Below are 18,761 nucleotides of genomic sequence, written 5' to 3' on the forward strand. Positions count from 1 at the left end.
GTTTATTCTCCGTCAGTTGATTGAGTCTTTGCCAGTTGCTGACAAATAAAGTCGGTCGTAAGCTTTTTAGCGACAGCCAGATCAAAAGGCTGACCGCTCAGGGCAGCACGTAACCAGAGCCCGTCAATAAGTGCTGATAATCCATAACCGGCAATTCTTGCCTGCTCAGCTGGCAGTTCGCGGCGGAATTCAGCGGTCAGTGTCGACAGGAGACGGCGGCTGCTGGCAACCTGCAGCCGGTTCAGCATTGGCTGATGCATGCTGCTGGCCCAAAAATCCAGCCAGGCTTTCATTGCCGCACTGTGTACCTGGGTATCGTCAAAATTGCCATCGACGATGGCGGACAGCCGGGCGCGGGTGTCTGTCTCTGGCAATCCCCGCAGGCGGCGGAGGATAGCAGTACGCAACTGGGTGGTAATATCCCGCATGGCTGCTTCCAGCAGTCCGTTTTTGTCTCCGAAGTAGTGGCTGATGATCCCGGTAGATACGCCTGCACGTCTGGCTATCTGCGCGATAGTGGCATAATGCAACCCGACTTCATTAATGGTTTCCAGTGTGGCGTCAATAAGCTGACGCCGACGAATGGGCTGCATACCGACTTTAGGCATCCCCTTTACTCCCCGACACTTTGATATGAACCATTAAAACTTTTTTTGATTGAATGTTCAATATAAAAACAGAAATTGTTATGCTTGTGGTCATGCGGTACGGCTTTTCAGCCAGGGATTACCGCACTGAAATTATATAAGTTATTGTTATTTAAAATAAATAATTGGTCAGATACAGCGTGAGGCGATACAGCCAGACCGCCTGTAAAGATTGACACGGGGCAGGGAGGTGCCGTGATATTGTTGTTAATCTCATCGTGAAGTTAAACAGAGGTAACTAATGGGTAACCCACCTGCCAGCGAAAAAGACAAAATCAACCCTGTGGTGTTCTATACCTCCGCGGGGCTGATTTTGTTGTTTTCTCTGATGACGTTTTTCTACAGTGACACCTCCGCGAAAATTATCCAGTCAGCCGTAGACTGGGTATCAGCAACTTTTGGCTGGTATTACATGCTGGCGGCGACACTGTATATTGTGTTTGTGTTGTTTATGGCTGTGTCCCGTTTCGGGACGATTAAACTGGGGCCTGAGCAGTCAAAACCTGAATTCAGTCTGCCCAGCTGGGCTGCGATGCTGTTTGCGGCAGGGATTGGTATCGACCTGATGTTTTTCTCGGTTGCTGAACCAGTCACACAATATATGCAGCCGCCGGAAGGCTCAGGACAAACCCTGGAAGCTGCACGCCAGGCGATGGTCTGGACATTATTCCACTACGGGATGACTGGCTGGTCGATGTATGCCCTGATGGGGATAGCCCTCGGCTACTTTAGTTATCGTTATAATCTGCCGTTGACGATCCGCTCGGCGCTGTACCCGATTTTTGGTAAAAGAATTAACGGGCCTATTGGTCATACGGTAGATATTGCTGCGGTGATCGGGACAATTTTCGGTATCGCCACGACGCTGGGGATCGGTGTGGTTCAGCTGAACTACGGCCTGAATGTTCTGTTCCATATTCCCGACAGCCTGGGCGCAAAAGCGGCTCTGATTGTATTATCGGTAGTTATTGCGACGATTTCAGTCACCTCCGGGGTGGATAAAGGCATCAGGATGCTGTCGGAACTGAATGTGTTGCTGGCATTAGGTCTGATTATCTTCGTGCTGTTTTTTGGAAATACGGAATTCCTGCTGAATGCACTGGTACTGAATGTCGGTGATTACATTAATCGCTTTATGGGCATGACGCTGAACACCTTTGCCTTTGATCGCCCGACCCAGTGGATGAATACCTGGACCCTGTTTTTCTGGGCCTGGTGGGTTGCCTGGTCACCGTTTGTCGGCCTGTTTCTGGCGCGAATTTCACGTGGCCGTACTATCCGGGAGTTTGTTCTGGGGACTCTGATTATCCCGTTCGCTTTTACCCTGCTGTGGCTATCGGTGTTTGGTAATGCTGCCTTGTATCAGATTATTCATGGCAATGTTCAGTTCGCTATGGATGTTATGGCCCATCCGGAACGTGGTTTCTATAACCTGCTGGCTCAGTACCCGGCCTTTACGCTCAGTGCTTCGGTGGCAACCATCACTGGTCTGCTGTTCTATGTAACTTCGGCTGATTCCGGGGCACTGGTGCTGGGGAACTTTACTTCACGCCTGAAAGATATTAACAGCGATGCACCCAACTGGATCCGTATCTTCTGGTCGGTAGTTATCGGAGTACTGACGCTGGGAATGCTGATGACGAATGGTATTTCTGCGTTACAAAGCACGACGGTGATTATGGGGCTGCCGTTCAGTTTTGTGATGTTCTTTGTGATGGCTGGCTTATATAAATCACTGAAAGTTGAAGACTACCGCAGAGTCAGTGCCAGCCGGGATACGGCTCCGTATCTGGCGGCAGCCAATGATCGCCGCAGCTGGAAAAAACGCTTGTCGCGGCTGATGAACTACCCCGGCACGGCCTATACACGTGAAATGCTGGATAAAACCTGTTACCCCGCAATGCAGGAAGTGGCGAAGGAGCTGGAGTATCGTGGTGCTCAGGTAACGCTGGAAAATCTGCCTGCGGAAGAAGGTGAAGACCTGGGGCATCTGGCACTGACGGTGAATCTGGGCGAAGAGCAGAACTTTATGTATCAAATCTGGCCACAAAAATACTCTGTCCCCGGCTTCACTTACCGTGCCAGAAGTGGTAAGTCCACCTACTATCGACTGGAAACTTTTTTACTTGAAGGTAGCCAGGGGAACGATTTGATGGACTACAGTAAAGAACAGGTGATCATTGATATCCTTGATCAATATGAACGCCACCTGAACTTTATTCATTTACATCGGGAAGCGCCCGGCAATCATATCAATTTTCCACATCTGTAAGGATGATTGAAGCGCAGGGGGGCACCCCTGCACCGGCCTGCCCCGCAGTACAACGGGTCAGGCCGGACCGCATGTTTTTCGGACGTTATTCATTTACCCGGTGAGGTTTTATTCTCAGGGAGATGTAATGCAAAGAATTCTGAATACCTTTCTGCCGCTATATACCACCACACTTCTGATGCTACTGGGCTCCGGCTTACTGACAACCTATGTCTCATTACGGCTGGCACATCAGAATGTCAGTGGCACCGTGATTGGTCTGATTACCGCTGCCCACTATATTGGTCTGGTGGTCGGCGGAAAAGTCGGCCATAACCTGATTGCCAGGGTAGGGCACATCCGGGCCTATGTGGCTTGTGCAGGGATTATTACTGCATCAGTGATCGGTCACTGCCTCAATGATTACATCCCCGTTTGGATCGTGCTGCGGTTTATTATTGGTCTGTGCATGATGAGCCAGTATATGGTGCTGGAAAGCTGGCTGAATGATCAGGCTGAATCAGAACAACGTGGTGTTATTTTCGGGCTGTATATGGTTGCCACCTACCTGGGGTTGTCCGCAGGACAGATCATACTTACCCTGCAATCAGGGTTTGGTATCCTGCCTCTGTTGATTGTGGCTCTGTGTTTCGCATTATGCCTGGTACCTATCTCCCTGACGACCCGCACTAAAGTCCATCCCATGTCGCCTGCTCCCCTTGAACTGGGGTATTTTCTGAAAGCGATTCCTAAGATCCTGGTGATCACCCTACTGACCGGTATGGCGACCGGGGCCTTCTATGGTATGGCGCCAGTGTATGCCAGTCAGATGGGCTTTTCGACTTCACAGATCGGCGTATTTATGGCGGCAACCATTTTTGCCGGGCTGGTGGTTCAGTTCCCGTTAAGCTGGTTATCTGACCGTTATGACCGGCAGCGGTTACTGTTCTTTACTGCCATTTTATTTCTGCTGGCCTCATTACCGCTGGCAGTGCTGAAACATGTCAGTTTTAGCATGGTGCTGGGCATCGCTTTTATTGCCAGCATGATGCAGTTTGCGTTATATCCGCTGGCGGTTGCGCTGGCAAATGACCGGATCATTGCCGAACGTCGGGTATCGCTGACGGCCTGTCTGCTGATGTCGTACGGTATCGGCGCCAGTATCGGGCCGCTACTGACCGGGGCGGTGATGCAGCCACTGGGCGGCAATATGTTGTACCTGTTTTTTGCGGTCTGCTGTGCGGTCATTATTGTGTTAACCCGTGTCCGGGAACCGCATTTGGCAGCGGATCAGGAAAATCAGGTGCCCCATGTGCCATTAACCGATGGTCTGGTGAGTTCACCACTGGCGGCTGCACTTAACCCGGTGATTGATGAACAGGATATTCAGAATACGATGGTAAATCTACCGGAGGAAGAGGCTGCTGACGGAGAACATCCTGCGGAGCCGGATAACGGCGAAAACCCTCCCCGGGATCCGCATTAATTTTTCCGGGTAAACAGCCCGTCCGGTATTGTTGCGGACGGGCTGTGACAGAATTATTTATTACCGTGCTGATACCAGGCTTTAAAATATTTCATAAAGCTGTACAGGGTGGCATAGATCCCGGTAGCCAACCCGACTTTACCCAGCCGCCAGCTGCCATTCAGCAGATACCATTTAAAAAAAGCGCCGATGGCACTGATAACACCGCGGGCCAGTGAAGGGCGGATCCGCTGATATTTAATCAGCCGGGTGGTATAGCTGTTCATCTTGGCGAACATTTCATGAAGCGAATAGAACGTATCATGGCGGACATGTCCGGGGATAATCTCACTGTGGCTTTCCCCGGTAACTTCATCGTCTACCGGCCGGTGATTAAACTTTGCCACACGCCGGTTAAACAGGCGTACCGGATAGTCGGGAGACGCGACCGGATAGATAGTTTTTACCTGTTTGCCTAATACGTACCAGTAACGGGAAATTCGCCATGCCTGATCGGCTGCCGGCTCTGCCGGGGCCGCTTTCAGTCGCATAATAAAATCCAGAGTCTGCCGGTCGAGGACCTCATCACTGTCGAGGCAAAATACCCAGTCATGTTCTGCCAGGGCAATGGCCTTATTCATCTGCTGGCCATGCATTTCATACGGACTATAGTGCGCTTCAATACCATAGTGACTGCAGATGTCGGTGGTTTCATCACTGCTGCCGGAATCAAGTACCACGATTTGATCGGCGATGGTTAACGCCGGAGGTATAACCTGCTTCAGGGTACGTGCAGAGTTAAAGGTTAACAGACAAACAGTTATTTTTATCATTGTTTCGGGTTCGTTCAGTTTATGATTTCCGAGCGTAATTATAATTAAAGCACAATACTTTTATGGTCTTTTGGTGTGGCAGTCACTCACCGGGAGCTGTTTTACGGCTGACAGAGTGATAGAAACTGTAGCCAGGTTATTCATTTTTTATAATCAACTTCGTTATGAATATTCATTTTAATTCATTAATCACAGGGCGTATGGTAGTCAGTATACTTCTTTAACCCGTTGTAAGGATGTTTTATGACCGATTATGCGATCTCTGTTAACCCTGCTACCGGCGAAGAGCTGGCCCGTTACCCGTTTCAGGGCAGCGCTGATATCGAAAGCAGCCTACAACGCAGTGCAGATGCTTTAAAAGTGTGGCGAGTCACGCCGATGGAAACCAGGGTGACAGTATTACGCACTCTGGCGACACGGCTGCGTGAACGCTGTGAAGCCCTGGCGCAGATGATGACTCTGGAAATGGGTAAGCCTGTTGTTCAGGCGCGGGCGGAAGTGAATAAATGTGCTCAGGTTTGCGAATGGTATGCGGATAATGGCCCGGCGGTACTGGCAGCACAGCCAACTCAGGTCGAAAACCAGCAAGCCTGGCAGGAGTTTCGTCCCCTGGGAACTATTCTGGCGGTAATGCCGTGGAACTTCCCTTACTGGCAGGTATTGCGGGGGGCCGCCGGTATGCTGCTGGCCGGTAATACTTATGTGCTTAAGCATGCACCGAATGTGATGGGATGTGCCACCTTACTGCAGGAAGTCATGAATTCGGTCGGCTTTCCGCAAGGTACGTTTGAGCTGCTGAATGTGGATAACGACGGTGTTTCTCAGTTGATTAAAGACCCTCGTGTCGCTGCGGTTGCCGTGACCGGCAGTGTCAGAGCGGGGGCGGCGATTGCCACTCAGGCGGGGGCTGCACTGAAGAAGAGTGTCCTGGAGCTGGGGGGTTCCGATCCCTTTATCGTACTGGCCGATGCGGACCTGGATGAAGCAGTAAAAGCGGCGGTCGCCGGCCGTTATCAGAATACCGGACAAGTATGTATGGCTGCCAAACGCTTCATTATTGAAGCGCCGGTAGCTGAAGAGTTCGAAACCCGGTTTACCGCGGCAGTACAGGCACTGAAAATCGGAGACCCTCTGGATGAAACAACCTATCTGGGGCCGATGGCACGCTTTGACCTGCGTGATGAGTTACACCAGCAGGTGCAGGATACTTTGAAACAGGGGGCCCGGCTGGTGTGTGGCGGTGAAAAAATTGCCGGAACAGGCAATTACTATGCGCCAACTATTCTGGCTGATGTCAGTGAACAGATGACCGCGTTCCGGGAAGAAATTTTTGGCCCGGTGGCTGCCCTGACCGTGGCCCGGGACGCAAAGCATGCGCTGGCGCTGGCAAATAACAGCGAGTTTGGTCTAAGTGCGACGGTATGGACAGCCGATGAAGCACTGGCCGATCACTTTGCTGATAGCCTCGAAACCGGTGCAGTGTTTATTAATGGCTACGGAGCTTCCGATCCGCGTGTGACCATCGGCGGGGTGAAGAAAAGCGGCTACGGTCGTGAATTAAACCATTTTGGTTTGCATGAGTTCTGTAATATTCAGACCGTATGGCGTAACCGTCGCTAATTTCTGCGTGCCCTGCCTGCCGGCAGGGCACGTTTATTCCTCATTCTGTGCGGCTGGCCGCAGACGGCAAAGACCGGCGTTAATCAGACACTGACGTAACAGGTTAAACGCGGTAAAAATTTGCTGTTCATTAACGCAGGCATAGCCCAGCAGTAACCCTCGTCTTTTCTGCCGTTGCATATAATATTGCGATAATGGCCGGACACTGACGCCTTTATATAACGCATCGCGGGCAATCGCCACATCATCACTTTTATCCGGCAGAGTCATAACCAGATGCAGCCCTGCATCATGGGTATAACGGGGCATAAACATTTCTCCGAGATAACGTTGTATCAGACTGAGTAAAAATTTACGTCGCTGGTTGTACAGCAGGCGCATACGGCGGATATGGGCCACATAATGCCCCTGGCTGATAAATTCAGAGATAGCCCGCTGAATAATTAAATGCCCCCCCCGGTACAGTTCTGCGGCCGCGGTACGTAATTCGGTTTTCAGGTTTTTAGGCACCACCAGGTAACCGATACGTAATGCCGGATACAGTGTTTTACTGAAGGTTCCCATATAGATCACCGGTGCGTCCTCTTCCAGCCCTTGTAATGACGGATACGGGCTGCCGGAAAAACGGAATTCACTGTCGTAGTCGTCTTCAATGATCCAGAATTTATGACGCCGTGCCATTGCCAGCAGAGTTTTACGTCGGCTCAGGCTGAGATGTACCCCCAGCGGGTACTGATGGGAGGGGGTGACAAAGACCATTTTTGGTGCCGGTCGCCGCGCGGTGATTTCCGGCAGCATCCCCTCTTCGTCAACCGGGACCGCATGGACATTCAGACCATTAATACGTAATAAATTACGGGTTCCCCAGTAGCCTGGTTCTTCAATCCACACTGTCTCGCCCTGGTCGCAGAGTACCCGCGACACCAGGTCCACTGCCTGATGAATACCCTCGGTAATAATAATCTGGTCGGCATCGGCACGGATAGAACGGGCTACCCGCAGATAGTCAGCCAGGGCCTGACGCAGGCTGGCGCAGCCACCGTCATTGCTGTAGATCAACTGATTAATTTCCGGTTGCTGGTTCAGTCTGGCCTGAATTTTACCCAGGGTTTTATGCGGAAATGCAGTGACATCCGGGGCACCCGGTACAAAAGCTCCCCACTGAAAAGGCGATGCGGTGGCATGGCCGAGTAATGCGGCGCCGCGGGACGACAGGCCTGCAGGTAAGGCTTGCCCGGCGGCCTCAGGAATCTGCTGGCGGGCGCTGTTCAGACAGAATTCCGGTAAGGTTTTCGCCACCCGGGTACCGCTACCGGTGCGCGAAGTAACATATCCTTCAGCCAGCAAACTATCGTAAGCATTCAGTACTGTATTACGGGATATTCCCAGCTCTTTAGCCAGATCACGGGTAGCCGGTAAACGTGTTTCAGGGGGAAATACACCGTCGATAATAGCCTGCTGTAAGACCCGCAGTAACCGCTGGTGGAGCCTGCCTTGCTGGTCAAACTGCAAACGTTCCAGCAGGTGATCGGCGTAAAGAGTTCGCAATTGGTACCTTCATTTTGCTGGTAAATGGCTCTGGAAAAATACCCTACCGGAAAGGATAAATAAATACAGTTTTATTACAAAAAAAAGTTAAGTGAACGAGGCAGAAAGAGATGAGTGATTCTAAAGAAACATTAAACCAGCGCAAACAAGATGCTCTGCCACGTGGCAACGCGGTAATGTGTGACTGGTTTGTCAGCAGTGCCGAAAATGCCACCCTGCGCGATACCGAAGGTCGCGAAGTTATCGATTTTGCCGGAGGAATTGCGGTACTGAATACCGGGCACCGTCACCCGAAAGTTGTGGCAGCCGTGGCTGAGCAACTGCAAAAGTTCACTCATACTGCTTTCCAGATTGTGCCCTATGAGAGCTATATCTCTCTGGCTGAGCGTATTAATCAGCGGGTGCCGGTCGAAGGCCCGGCAAAAACCGCTTTTTTCTCTACCGGCGCAGAAGCGGTTGAGAATGCAGTGAAAATTGCCCGCGCTTATACCGGCCGTCATGGCGTCATCACCTTTGGCGGCTCTTTCCATGGACGTACCATGATGACCATGGCAATGACCGGTAAAGTGGCACCTTACAAACAAGATTTTGGTCCGATGGTACCTTCCGTATTCCATGCCCGTTTCCCGGTGGAGAACGAAGTGACCGTGGAGCAGGCTCTGGACAGCCTCGAAGATATCTTCCATTACGATATTGCCCCGCACAATGTGGCAGCTATCGTACTGGAGCCGGTACAGGGTGAAGGCGGTTTCCGTGTGGCACCCTCTGAGTTTATGACGGCACTGCGTAAACTGGCAGACCAGCATGGCATCCTGCTGATTGCTGATGAAGTACAGAGCGGTTTTGCCCGTACCGGTACTCTGTTCGCGATGGAAAATTTCGAGGTTAAACCGGATATCATCACCATGGCGAAAAGCCTGGCGGGCGGTTTCCCTCTGTCTGCGGTTTCCGGTCGCGCAGAAGTGATGGATGCACCTAACCCGGGCGGGCTGGGCGGCACCTACGCCGGTAACCCGTTATCGATCGCGGCGGCCCATGCGGTACTGGATGTGATTGACGAAGAACAACTCTGTCAGCGCTCTCAGCAACTTGGCAGTGAACTGGTCAGCAGCCTGCAGGAACTGCAAAGCCGTTGTCCGGCGATCAAACAAGTCCGTGGTCTGGGATCAATGGTTGCGGCAGAGCTGAAGGATGCTGCGATTGCGAAAAAAGTACAGACGGCGGCGATGGACGAAGGCCTGTTACTGCTGACCTGCGGACAAAAAGGCAATGTTATTCGTTTCCTGTATCCGCTGACGATTCCGACCGAACAGTTCCGTCAGGGACTGACTATTCTGACCCGTGCCTTACAGCAGTATGCCGTCTGACAGGTAAACAGTCGCAGTACAGGTGTTATCCCGGAGACCGTTCCCTCCGGGATCACCGTTACCTCTCTTCCCGACCAGCGACCGTGTTGCAGCATCCTGTCTGTACCCGGCAAATAAAATTATGATGAGGGAAATCATGAGTACAATTTCTTCAAACACAGACACACTTTCACCGGGACTTAAATCGCGGCATATTCGTATGCTGTCTATTGGCGGCGTTATCGGTGCCGGACTGTTTGTCGGCTCCGGTCATGCGATTGCCGAAGCCGGCCCGGCAGTGCTAATTGCTTATCTGATTGCCGGTGCACTGGTGGTGCTGATTATGCGTATGCTGGCAGAAATGGCTGTCAGCTCACCGGATTCCGGGTCTTTTTCTACCTATGCCCATAGCGCACTGGGGCGCTGGGCCGGTTTCACGATTGGCTGGCTGTACTGGTGGTTCTGGGTACTGGTGATCCCGCTGGAGGCGAATGCGGCGGCGACGATCCTCAATAGCTGGTTCCCGCAGGTGGCTATCTGGCAATTCACTCTGGCAATTACCCTGGTGCTGACTATCTCGAACCTGTTCAGTGTCAAAAACTACGGTGAATTTGAATTCTGGCTGGCACTGGTGAAGGTGGCAGCGATAGTGGCGTTTCTGGTACTGGGGTGTGTGGCTATTTTTGGCCTGATGCCGGACAGCGAAGTCAGTGGTATGTCTCACCTCTACGACAGCGGCGGCTTTATGCCTCATGGTTTCGGGGCGGTACTGGCGGCTATTCTGACTACGATGTTCTCCTTTATGGGCACTGAGATTGTAACCATTGCTGCGGCAGAGTCGAAAAACCCCGGCAAAGAGATTTCAAAAGCCACTAACTCAGTCATCTGGCGAATTGCGCTGTTTTACCTGCTGTCGATTCTGTTTATTGTTTCTCTGGTTCCCTGGAATACCCCGGATCTGGCAACGAAAGGTTCTTACCAGACGGTACTGGAAATGATGAATATTCCCCATGCCCGTCTGATTGTCGATATTGTGGTACTGACTGCGGTATGCAGTTGCCTGAATTCTGCACTTTATACCTCATCACGCATGCTGTATTCACTGGCGACCCGTAAAGATGCACCCGCGGCAGCGGCAAAAACCAGCCGCAGTGGTACACCGCGGGTAGCGGTATTGTTATCAACGGCCATGGCTTTTCTGGCGGTATTCGCCAACTATGTTGCTCCGGCAGAAGTGTTTAACTTCCTGCTTGCCAGCTCAGGCGCCATTGCTTTGCTGGTGTATCTGGTGATCGCCTGCTCACAACTGGTAATGCGTAAACGAATGGAGGCCCGCGGTGAAGTCCCGGATTTTAAAATGTGGTTATTCCCGGGACTGACCTGGTTTGTGATAGTGGTGATTGCAGGGATTCTGGGTTCTATGTTGTTTATGCCTAATCACCGTATCGAAATCATTGCTACCGGTATTCTGGCATTGCTGGTGGTACTGACCGGGCTGGCGTTACATCACCGGCAGCGCAGCAGCCGCCGGTTTACGGAAACACGGCGCAGCGGCGCGTAATTTTACCCGGCCGGCACCACAGCGAGATGAACTACCGCGGGCCCGATGCCCGCGGTAGTTTTTTCTGTCGGTTGCGTGGCCGTTCCCCTGCGGAGCCGCCTCGGCAGGTGATGGTTGCTGCTTATTATCTAATGGAATTAGAATAGCCATTTTTGGAATTTGCGATTCAATGGGTATTAAATGACAATGATCCTGATCACAACCTTGTGAGTTTTTAAAGCTACACAGGGTATATAACCCATGTTATCTAACGCGAAGCCTGGTGCCTGGCGTTTTTCTTTTATTCCCGTTCGGGAAATTTTTGCAGCTAACCAGGAGAACAATTCCGGTGAACGTATTTTTAAAAGGCATAGCTTTGGTTGTTTCAGCACTGAGTGTCACCAGTGTCAGTGCCGCCGATCTGTCTGTCCCTACTCATAGTTCATTACAGGTACAGGCTGATCCGGCGCTCAGTAAACTGTTACCGGCAGATATTGCGAAGCGTGGTTATATTGTGGCGGCAACCAACCCTAATACGCCGCCAACCACTTTTTTTGAAACGGATAATAAAACACTGGCTGGCCGTGAAATCGACGTGATGAATGCCGTCGGTGAGCGCCTTGGTATTAAAGTACAGTGGCGTGACAGTGGCGGATTCGACAACATTATCCCGGGGCTGAAAACCGGTCGTTATGATGTCGCCTTATCAAATATCAATGCGACAAAAATACGACTGAAACTGGTCGATTTTGTCAGCTATTATGATGCCAGTAAATTAGGCGTTATTTCTCTCAAGTCTTCCGGTATTACCCCGTTTACCTCATTTGATGCCCTGTGTGGCAGTCAGGTCGGAGCCGGCGCCGGAACGACCCAGGTAACGCGACTGGAAGACGCCAGTAAAGCCTGTCAGGCCGCGGGTAAAAAACCGATTCAGGTCGCCGTATTCCCTGATCGCCCGGCAGGTGTACAGGCGGTAGTCAGCGGGCGGGTGCCAATGTTCCTTGGCCCGTATGAAGGTCTGATCTGGCAGGTGAAACAAATTAAACCGGCGACCATCAGTGGCGTACTGACGGTAAATGATGCGCCGGTATCGGTCGCATTCCCGAAAGACTCACCTTTAGAGCCTGCGGTACAGGCAGCGCTTAACTCCCTGATCAAAGATGGTTCTTACCAGAAAATCCTCGACCACTGGGGGATTGGCTTTGGTGCAGTGAAACAGTCACTTCGTAATGACGAGATCTTTAAATGAAACCCGTCACTGCACCGACAGATGAATTGAGAATTGTCGGTAAACGTTATTATGGCCGCTGGCTGAGTGCACTGGTGGTGTTGCTATGTGTGGCGGGTATTGTCCAGTCAATGGTTAATAACCCGCGCTTTGAATGGCAGGTAATCGCCGATAACTTCACTGAAGCATCGATTTTGCAGGGGGTGTTAATGACCCTGCATCTGACGGTGATTTCAGTGGTGCTGGGCTTCTTCTTCGGTACTCTGCTGGCACTGATGCGTTTATCGTCTAATCCCGTGTTGTCGACGGTGAGCTGGGCTTATACCTGGTTTTTCCGCGGGGTGCCGATGCTGGTTCAGTTATTCCTCTGGTATAACATTGCAGCCCTGTATCCGACACTGTCGTTTTCCCTGCCGGGAGTGGGCGAACTGTGGAGCGTACAGTCCAACACCCTGATCAGTCCGTTCACCGCTGCAGTGATTGCGCTGGTGATGCATCAGTCCGCCTATGCAGCTGAGATTGTACGTGCGGGGATCCAGAGTGTCAGTAACGGGCAAATTGAAGCCGCACGTGCACTGGGCTATCGTCCGGCACAAATCTTTCGTTATACGGTGCTGCCACAGGCGATGCGCGCTATTCTGCCTCCGGCCGGTAATGAAGTAATTGGTCAGCTGAAAACTACGGCTGTGGTATCGGTGATTTCTCTGCAGGATGTACTATTTTCTGCTCAGATTATTTATCAGCGGACCTATGAAGTCATCCCGCTATTGCTGGTCGCAACGCTGTGGTACTTACTGATGACTTCTGTGTTATCTGTTGGTCAGTACTATGTTGAACGTTATTTTTCCCGCGGGGTGGGACGGCGTGAGCCGCCAGCGCTGTTCAGGGTATTATCACGTCTGACGGGTAAAGGATCTGCAGGAGAGTCCCATGGCTGAAGCGATTTATTTACGTAAAGTCACCAAACGTTTCTCCGGAAATACTATTCTGGATCAGGTGGACCTGGATATTCCGGCCGGGTCAGTGACAGTGATCCTTGGTCCTTCCGGGTCAGGTAAGTCGACACTGCTGCGGTGCATTAATCATCTGGAAAAACTGGATGGCGGTACTATCCGTGTGGGCGATGAGCTGGTGGGATACCATCAGAAAGGTCATGCATTGTATGAATTGGGGAGCCGTGAGGTCGCCAGACAACGACGTGATATCGGGATGGTGTTCCAGCAGTTTAATCTGTTCCCTCACCGGACGGTATTGCAAAACATCATTGATGCACCGATGCGGGTCAGAAAACAGGGCCGTCAGGAAAGTATTACCCGTGCACGGGAACTGCTGAAACAGGTAGGGCTGGCTGGTCGTGAAAACGAGTGGCCGCAAAACCTGTCCGGCGGGCAGCAACAGCGGGTAGCGATTGCCAGAGCACTGGCGATGAATCCCGGGGTTATGCTGTTTGACGAACCCACTTCGGCGCTGGATCCTGAGCTGGTAGGTGAAGTTTTACAGGTGATTAAACAACTGGCCCATTCAGGGATCACTATGGTTATCGTGACCCATGAAATCGGATTTGCCCGTGAGGTTGCTGATAACATTGTGTTTATGGAATCAGGCAATATTGTGGCAGCCGGGCCTGTTCAGCAGGTACTGGATGATCCGCAAAACGGACGGGTACGTGAGTTTGTTGCAACGGTGCTTTAAGCACCGTTTTTTTTAGTGGCGGAATAATGTCCTCATCCCAAAAAATGCACAGTGCCCACTGGGGTGCTTTTCAGGCAGAACTTCAGCAAGACAACGTCAGTATAACCCCGTTTGCCGGTGATCCCGATCCCAGCCCGTTACTGGGCAATTTTACCAATGCGTTAACTCATCCGGTGCGTGTCACCCGGCCGATGATACGCCGCGGCTGGCTGGAGCAAGGGCCGGGGGCAGATACCCGACGGGGGAATGATGAATATCTGCCCGTCAGCTGGCCAGAGGCGATTGCACTGGTCAGTGGTGAACTGCGGCGGGTAAATTCAGCATACGGGCCGGAGGCAGTATTCGGCGGCTCTTACGGCTGGTCGAGTGCCGGTCGTTTTCACCATGCCCAGAGCCAGGTGCATCGTTTTCTGAATACGACGCTCGGCGGTTATGTCCGTTCGGTAAACAGTTACAGTTCCGGATCTGCTGCCGTTTTGTTGCCCCATATTGTCGGGCCGATGGATGAAATTGCCCGCCGGGGTGTCAGCTGGCAGGAAATTTCGGCAAACAGCGATATTGTGCTGGCTTTCGGCGGCCTGGCTCTGAAAAATTCACAGGTTGCCAGCGGCGGTATCAGTGAACACACGGAACGTAGTTTTATGCAGCAGGCGGCTGCCCGGGGGACGCGTTTTATTTCCGTCAGCCCGCTGGCCAGTGATTTACCGGCTGAAGCGGCCGGTGAGTGGCTGTCGATTATTCCCGGTACTGATGCGGCTTTTATCCTTGGTTTACTGTCGGTATTGATTGAACGACAACTGACGGATGAAGATTTTCTGGCCAGCTACTGTACTGGCTGGCCACAGATGGTTGCCTATCTCCGTGGCGATGAAGATGGCGTGGTACGTGATGCCTGCTGGGCGGCAGAGATCTGTGGTGTCAGTGCCGCACAAATCAGGACCCTGGCGGAGGCGTTACCTCACCGGCGGGTGCTGGTGACTGTGGCTCATGCCTTGCAGCGTTCTGAACACGGAGAACAACCTGTCTGGCTCGCATTGGTGCTGGCGGCGGCGCTGGGGCAACCCGGATTACCGGGCGGCGGATTTACTTATGCACTGGGGGCGCTCGGGCACTATGGTAAATTGTTTAACCGCGTCAGTTTTCCTTCGTTGCCCCAGGGACGTAACGGTATTGACCGTTTTATCCCGGTGGCAAAAATTGCCGATATGCTGCTGCAGCCGGGAGAGCATTTTGATTACAATGGCCGCCGCCTGAGGTATCCGCATATCCGGCTGGTGTACTGGGCGGGCGGCAATCCTTTCCACCATCATCAGGATTTGGCACGGTTACGGCGTGCATTTTGTCAGCCGGATACACTGATTGTCCATGTACCGGCAGTTACAGGGGAAGCTGGCTGAGTTACAGGCTAGTCTGCCGGATTACGACACATTCCGCCGTCAGGGAGTGCTGCAGCTGCCTCAGCACACGGAAAGTGGCCTGATGATGAAAGCATTTCGTCAGGATCCCCGGCGATCACCGTTACCGACCCCGAGTGGCAGAATCGAGATCTTCTCGGAAACGATTGCCGGTTTCGGCTATGCAGATTGCCCGGGCCATCCGGTATGGCTACCTCCGACAGAACAGGCTGTGGCGGGAGAGTCATACTGGCTGATTGCTAATCAGCCAGCCACCCGGTTACATAGCCAGCTGGATTTTGGCAATTACAGCCAGCGCAGTAAACGGCAGGATCGTGAGGTGTGTTGCCTGCATCCGGAGGATGCACAGGCTGCCGGTATTGGTGAGGGCGATATTATTGAGCTGTACAATGATCGGGGCAGGGCGCTGGCCAGCGTCAGTCTCAGCCGTCAGATCCGTCAGGGGGTGATACAACTGCCGACCGGTGCCTGGTATGATCCTGAAGATCCTCTGGCAGAAAGGCCGCTGTGCCGGCATGGTAACCCGAATGTACTGACCCGGGATGCCGGAACATCTTCGCTGGCACAGGGCTGCACCGGGCAAATCACCGTGGTGAAAATAAAGAAATTCAGGGGTGATTTACCGCCAGTACAGGCGTTTATTCCGCCGGAAGCGGATGCCTGACAGGCGCCTGAGTATTAACTCAGGCGATCGCGGTTTAGGTCGCTGAAAACAGGGCTTCAGTCAGTCGTTGCAGTTGCCCGCTGTCTGTCAGCTGGCAATCGCCGGCCAGCCTTTCGCGGAGTTGTTTCTGTTCCGGCTGCAGGGCACGCAGAAGCTTTTCCCGCACATCCACCGGGGCGGCCAGTGACTGTTGCCGGGTTCTGCGCTGACTGAGCCGGCGGCCATCACGCAGCAACAGGCTGACTTCATGGAAACGCAGTGCCGGATTCAGGGCATCTGCAGGCGCATGTTCATCGGCAACACGGCTGACTTTACTGGCTAATGGCATAATCTCCGGGTTTACCGGACCTTCAGCAAAGTCGGCCATCCGCAAATCGTCATACAGCAACATCGCGGCGATAACATATTCGAGGCTGAAACGGGCTTCGATCCCTGTTTGCGGATGGCGTACCGATGCAGCAATGTCGCCCCCCGGAGGGAAAGAAACCTGTATATGGTCAATCGCGTTCAGCAGCCCGTCGACAGCACCATGTTCTGCCTGCCATCGACGGCGCAGCAGGCGGGTGGCTTCGGCGGCGCTGTGTGTACCGCTACAGGTGGCGAAGGGTTTAAACTCCAGTCCTGGCTCTGTGATTCGCCACGGTGTCCCCCAGTGTGCGGTCAGTTTTTCGGTGGCTGACGGGCCATCGTTGCTGGCGGCCAGAAAAGCCTCGATAACGCCTTGTGGTTGTCCGGAAAATCCAGCCAGAGCCAGCCGGACGGCCTGTACTGCCCGCTCTGCGGCCAACCCGGCATGCAGGGGTTTAACCGCTGAACCAAACTGAGCTCTTAAACCACTGGCCTGGGTGGCGGCCATACCCAGCAAAACAGCCGTTTCAGACACACTGGCACGGGTCAGCCGCGCCAGTGCCGCAGCGGCAGCGAGAGTACCCAGCGTCGCCGTATTATGGTAACCGCGGGTGTAATGTTGTTGTGTTGCTGCCAGGCCGATCCGCCCTGCGGTTTCTGTACCGATGATATAAGCATCCAGAAAATGTCCGATATCATCACAGGGATGAAAACTGCACCATGCCAGTAATGCTGGCAGGATCACTGTGGTCGGATGCCCGCGAAAATCCGCATGGAAATCATCAAAATCCAGCGCATGACCGGCATATCCGAGCAATAAGGCGCGGTGGGCGATGGTCTGTTCCGGGAACAACTGTTTCAGGACCGGCAGGCCGGAGTCTGGCACCTGATGGCGTAATAATGGCCAGCTGACAGCGATAAAATCAGCCACTCCGCGGCGGGCATTCTGCCGCGCCTGCTCATCGGGCTGGCTGTTTACTATCAAATCGGCCAGTTGTCGGGTGACGTCCATCAGGCCGTTTCCTGCTGTTTCAGGGCATTTTCTGCCAGGCTGGCCAGATAACGGGAGGTTGGCAGCAGTACATCATCGTTAATCCGAAATGCCGGATGATGCAGAGCATATTGCTGTCCGGTACCGACCATGACAAATGCTCCGGGCAGCTGTTGCTGGTAAAAAGCAAAGTCTTCACCTATCGGGCTGGCTTCGACGACCCTTGCCTCAAAACCACTGTCTGAAGCCTGTTGCAGCGCAAAATCAGCCCAGCGGGCATCATTTATGACCGAAGGCGGACCGGCCTGCCAGTCGAGGGTAATGTCGGCGTCAAAAGCATGACCAAACCCGGCGAGCAGAGTGCGGAAACGGTTTTCGATGAGCTGGCGTGTTGCCGGTGAGAAGGTACGGACGGTTCCTTCCAGCCAGGCATTATCAGGGATCACATTCCAGGTGCTGCCGCTGTGTATCTGGGTAATTGAAACGACAGCGTTATCTGCTGAAGGTGCGTTCCGGCTGATCAGTGTCTGCAGGGCCCCGACCAGCTGACCGGCGATGATTATCGGGTCATTACCTTCGTGGGGGCGGGCTGCATGGCTGCCGGTACCTTTAATGGTGATACTGAAACGATCCACTGAGGCGGTCAGCGCTCCTGCTTTACTGCCAATCACGCCTGCTGGCAGGGTCGGATCATTATGCAGGCCAAAAATTGCAAATGCCTGTTTCAGTGCCCCTGTGTTAATCACATCCGGCGCGCCGAGGCCGGTTTCTTCGGCGGCCTGAAACAGGATTCTGACCCGTCCTTTAAGATGTGATTCATTATTTTTTAACAGTATTGCCGCTCCCAGCGCTGCAGTACTGTGAAAATCGTGGCCACAGGCATGCATCACCCCCGGGTTCTGTGAGCGATACTCTACCCCCGACTGTTCTTCGATAGGCAGTGCATCAATATCAGATCGCAATACCACCAACGGACCGTCCGGCTGGCCGACTTCGGCAACCAGCCCGGTATTCAGTGGTAAATCCAGAATACGGATCTGGTATTGCTCCAGCTGGGCTCTGATGCGTGCGGTGGTTTCAAATTCCTGGTGAGAAAGTTCAGGAAAACGATGCAATTCATGGCGAAAAGCAATAAGACGTTCAGCAAAAGGAGTATCAGTGATCTCTGTCATA

General features: G+C 52.8%; 13 protein-coding genes and 1 pseudogene. 9 read left to right on the plus strand and 5 right to left on the minus strand.

Going from position 1 to position 18,761, the window contains the following annotated elements; translation table 11 throughout:
• Window positions 1–2 precede the first annotated feature (2 nt).
• Window positions 3–608, minus strand: a complete 606-nt coding sequence (gene betI / locus JK198_RS03230) for a transcriptional regulator BetI (RefSeq protein WP_212707066.1) — start codon at window positions 606–608, stop codon at window positions 3–5.
• 280 nt (window positions 609–888) lie between these two features.
• Here betI and JK198_RS03235 point away from each other — a divergent pair, with 280 nt between their 5' ends.
• Window positions 889–2,919, plus strand: coding sequence for a choline transporter (locus JK198_RS03235; RefSeq protein WP_212710185.1), 2,031 nt, complete (start codon window positions 889–891; stop codon window positions 2,917–2,919).
• Window positions 2,920–3,046: 127 nt separating this feature from the next.
• The gene (locus JK198_RS03240; RefSeq protein WP_212707064.1) at window positions 3,047–4,384 is read left to right on the plus strand and encodes an MFS transporter; all 1,338 of its coding nucleotides are present in this window, start codon (window positions 3,047–3,049) and stop codon (window positions 4,382–4,384) included.
• Window positions 4,385–4,437: 53 nt separating this feature from the next.
• On the opposite strand, the gene JK198_RS03245 is transcribed toward JK198_RS03240, so the two are convergent.
• Window positions 4,438–5,196 carry a glycosyltransferase family 2 protein gene (locus JK198_RS03245; protein ID WP_212710186.1) on the minus strand — a complete coding sequence of 253 codons (759 nt, stop codon included), beginning with the start codon at window positions 5,194–5,196 and terminating at the stop codon, window positions 4,438–4,440.
• A 243-nt stretch (window positions 5,197–5,439) separates the two neighbouring features.
• On the opposite strand from JK198_RS03245, the gene JK198_RS03250 reads away from it, so the two are divergent.
• Complete coding sequence (locus tag JK198_RS03250) at window positions 5,440–6,816, plus strand: aldehyde dehydrogenase family protein (protein ID WP_212710188.1); 1,377 nt, start codon at window positions 5,440–5,442, stop codon at window positions 6,814–6,816.
• A gap of 33 nt (window positions 6,817–6,849) precedes the next feature.
• On the opposite strand, the gene JK198_RS03255 is transcribed toward JK198_RS03250, so the two are convergent.
• On the minus strand, window positions 6,850–8,364 hold the full coding sequence (locus JK198_RS03255) for a PLP-dependent aminotransferase family protein (RefSeq protein ID WP_212710190.1): 1,515 nt from the start codon (window positions 8,362–8,364) through the stop codon (window positions 6,850–6,852).
• A gap of 110 nt (window positions 8,365–8,474) precedes the next feature.
• On the opposite strand from JK198_RS03255, the gene gabT reads away from it, so the two are divergent.
• From gabT to JK198_RS03285, 6 genes and pseudogenes are all read left to right on the plus strand, one after another.
• Window positions 8,475–9,731, plus strand: a complete 1,257-nt coding sequence (gene gabT, locus JK198_RS03260; protein WP_212710192.1) for a 4-aminobutyrate--2-oxoglutarate transaminase — start codon at window positions 8,475–8,477, stop codon at window positions 9,729–9,731.
• 136 nt (window positions 9,732–9,867) lie between these two features.
• Window positions 9,868–11,271 (plus strand): GABA permease, encoded by a 1,404-nt coding sequence (gene gabP, locus JK198_RS03265; RefSeq protein ID WP_212710193.1) that lies wholly within the window; start codon window positions 9,868–9,870, stop codon window positions 11,269–11,271.
• A 349-nt stretch (window positions 11,272–11,620) separates the two neighbouring features.
• Complete coding sequence (locus JK198_RS03270) at window positions 11,621–12,499, plus strand: ABC transporter substrate-binding protein (RefSeq protein WP_343876918.1); 879 nt, start codon at window positions 11,621–11,623, stop codon at window positions 12,497–12,499.
• On the plus strand, window positions 12,496–13,416 hold the full coding sequence (locus JK198_RS03275; protein ID WP_212707057.1) for an amino acid ABC transporter permease: 921 nt from the start codon (window positions 12,496–12,498) through the stop codon (window positions 13,414–13,416). Before JK198_RS03270 ends, JK198_RS03275 begins: the two co-directional genes overlap by 4 nt.
• Complete coding sequence (locus tag JK198_RS03280; protein ID WP_212707056.1) at window positions 13,409–14,170, plus strand: amino acid ABC transporter ATP-binding protein; 762 nt, start codon at window positions 13,409–13,411, stop codon at window positions 14,168–14,170. The genes JK198_RS03275 and JK198_RS03280 overlap by 8 nt, the downstream gene beginning before the upstream one ends.
• Window positions 14,171–14,196: 26 nt before the next feature.
• Window positions 14,197–16,249, plus strand: a pseudogene (locus JK198_RS03285) (molybdopterin-dependent oxidoreductase).
• Window positions 16,250–16,283: 34 nt separating this feature from the next.
• On the opposite strand, the gene JK198_RS03290 reads toward JK198_RS03285, so the two are convergent.
• The gene (locus JK198_RS03290) at window positions 16,284–17,609 is read right to left on the minus strand and encodes an MmgE/PrpD family protein (RefSeq protein ID WP_212710194.1); all 1,326 of its coding nucleotides are present in this window, start codon (window positions 17,607–17,609) and stop codon (window positions 16,284–16,286) included.
• The gene (locus tag JK198_RS03295; RefSeq protein ID WP_212707053.1) at window positions 17,609–18,760 is read right to left on the minus strand and encodes an amidohydrolase; all 1,152 of its coding nucleotides are present in this window, start codon (window positions 18,758–18,760) and stop codon (window positions 17,609–17,611) included. Before JK198_RS03295 ends, JK198_RS03290 begins: the two co-directional genes overlap by 1 nt.
• Window position 18,761: the final 1 nt, after the last annotated feature.

Source organism: Tatumella sp. JGM91 (assembly GCF_018257575.1).
Lineage (GTDB): Bacteria > Pseudomonadota > Gammaproteobacteria > Enterobacterales > Enterobacteriaceae > Tatumella > Tatumella punctata.

Coding starts and splice junctions, on each gene's coding strand:
- JK198_RS03250 (WP_212710188.1), top strand. CDS start 5,440: ATGACCGATTATGCGATCTCTGTTAACCCTGCTACCGGCGAAGAGCTG.
- JK198_RS03280 (WP_212707056.1), top strand. CDS start 13,409: ATGGCTGAAGCGATTTATTTACGTAAAGTCACCAAACGTTTCTCCGGA.
- betI (WP_212707066.1), bottom strand. CDS start 608: ATGCCTAAAGTCGGTATGCAGCCCATTCGTCGGCGTCAGCTTATTGAC.
- JK198_RS03240 (WP_212707064.1), top strand. CDS start 3,047: ATGCAAAGAATTCTGAATACCTTTCTGCCGCTATATACCACCACACTT.
- JK198_RS03235 (WP_212710185.1), top strand. CDS start 889: ATGGGTAACCCACCTGCCAGCGAAAAAGACAAAATCAACCCTGTGGTG.
- gabP (WP_212710193.1), top strand. CDS start 9,868: ATGAGTACAATTTCTTCAAACACAGACACACTTTCACCGGGACTTAAA.
- JK198_RS03275 (WP_212707057.1), top strand. CDS start 12,496: ATGAAACCCGTCACTGCACCGACAGATGAATTGAGAATTGTCGGTAAA.
- JK198_RS03290 (WP_212710194.1), bottom strand. CDS start 17,609: ATGGACGTCACCCGACAACTGGCCGATTTGATAGTAAACAGCCAGCCC.
- JK198_RS03245 (WP_212710186.1), bottom strand. CDS start 5,196: ATGATAAAAATAACTGTTTGTCTGTTAACCTTTAACTCTGCACGTACC.
- JK198_RS03295 (WP_212707053.1), bottom strand. CDS start 18,760: ATGACAGAGATCACTGATACTCCTTTTGCTGAACGTCTTATTGCTTTT.
- gabT (WP_212710192.1), top strand. CDS start 8,475: ATGAGTGATTCTAAAGAAACATTAAACCAGCGCAAACAAGATGCTCTG.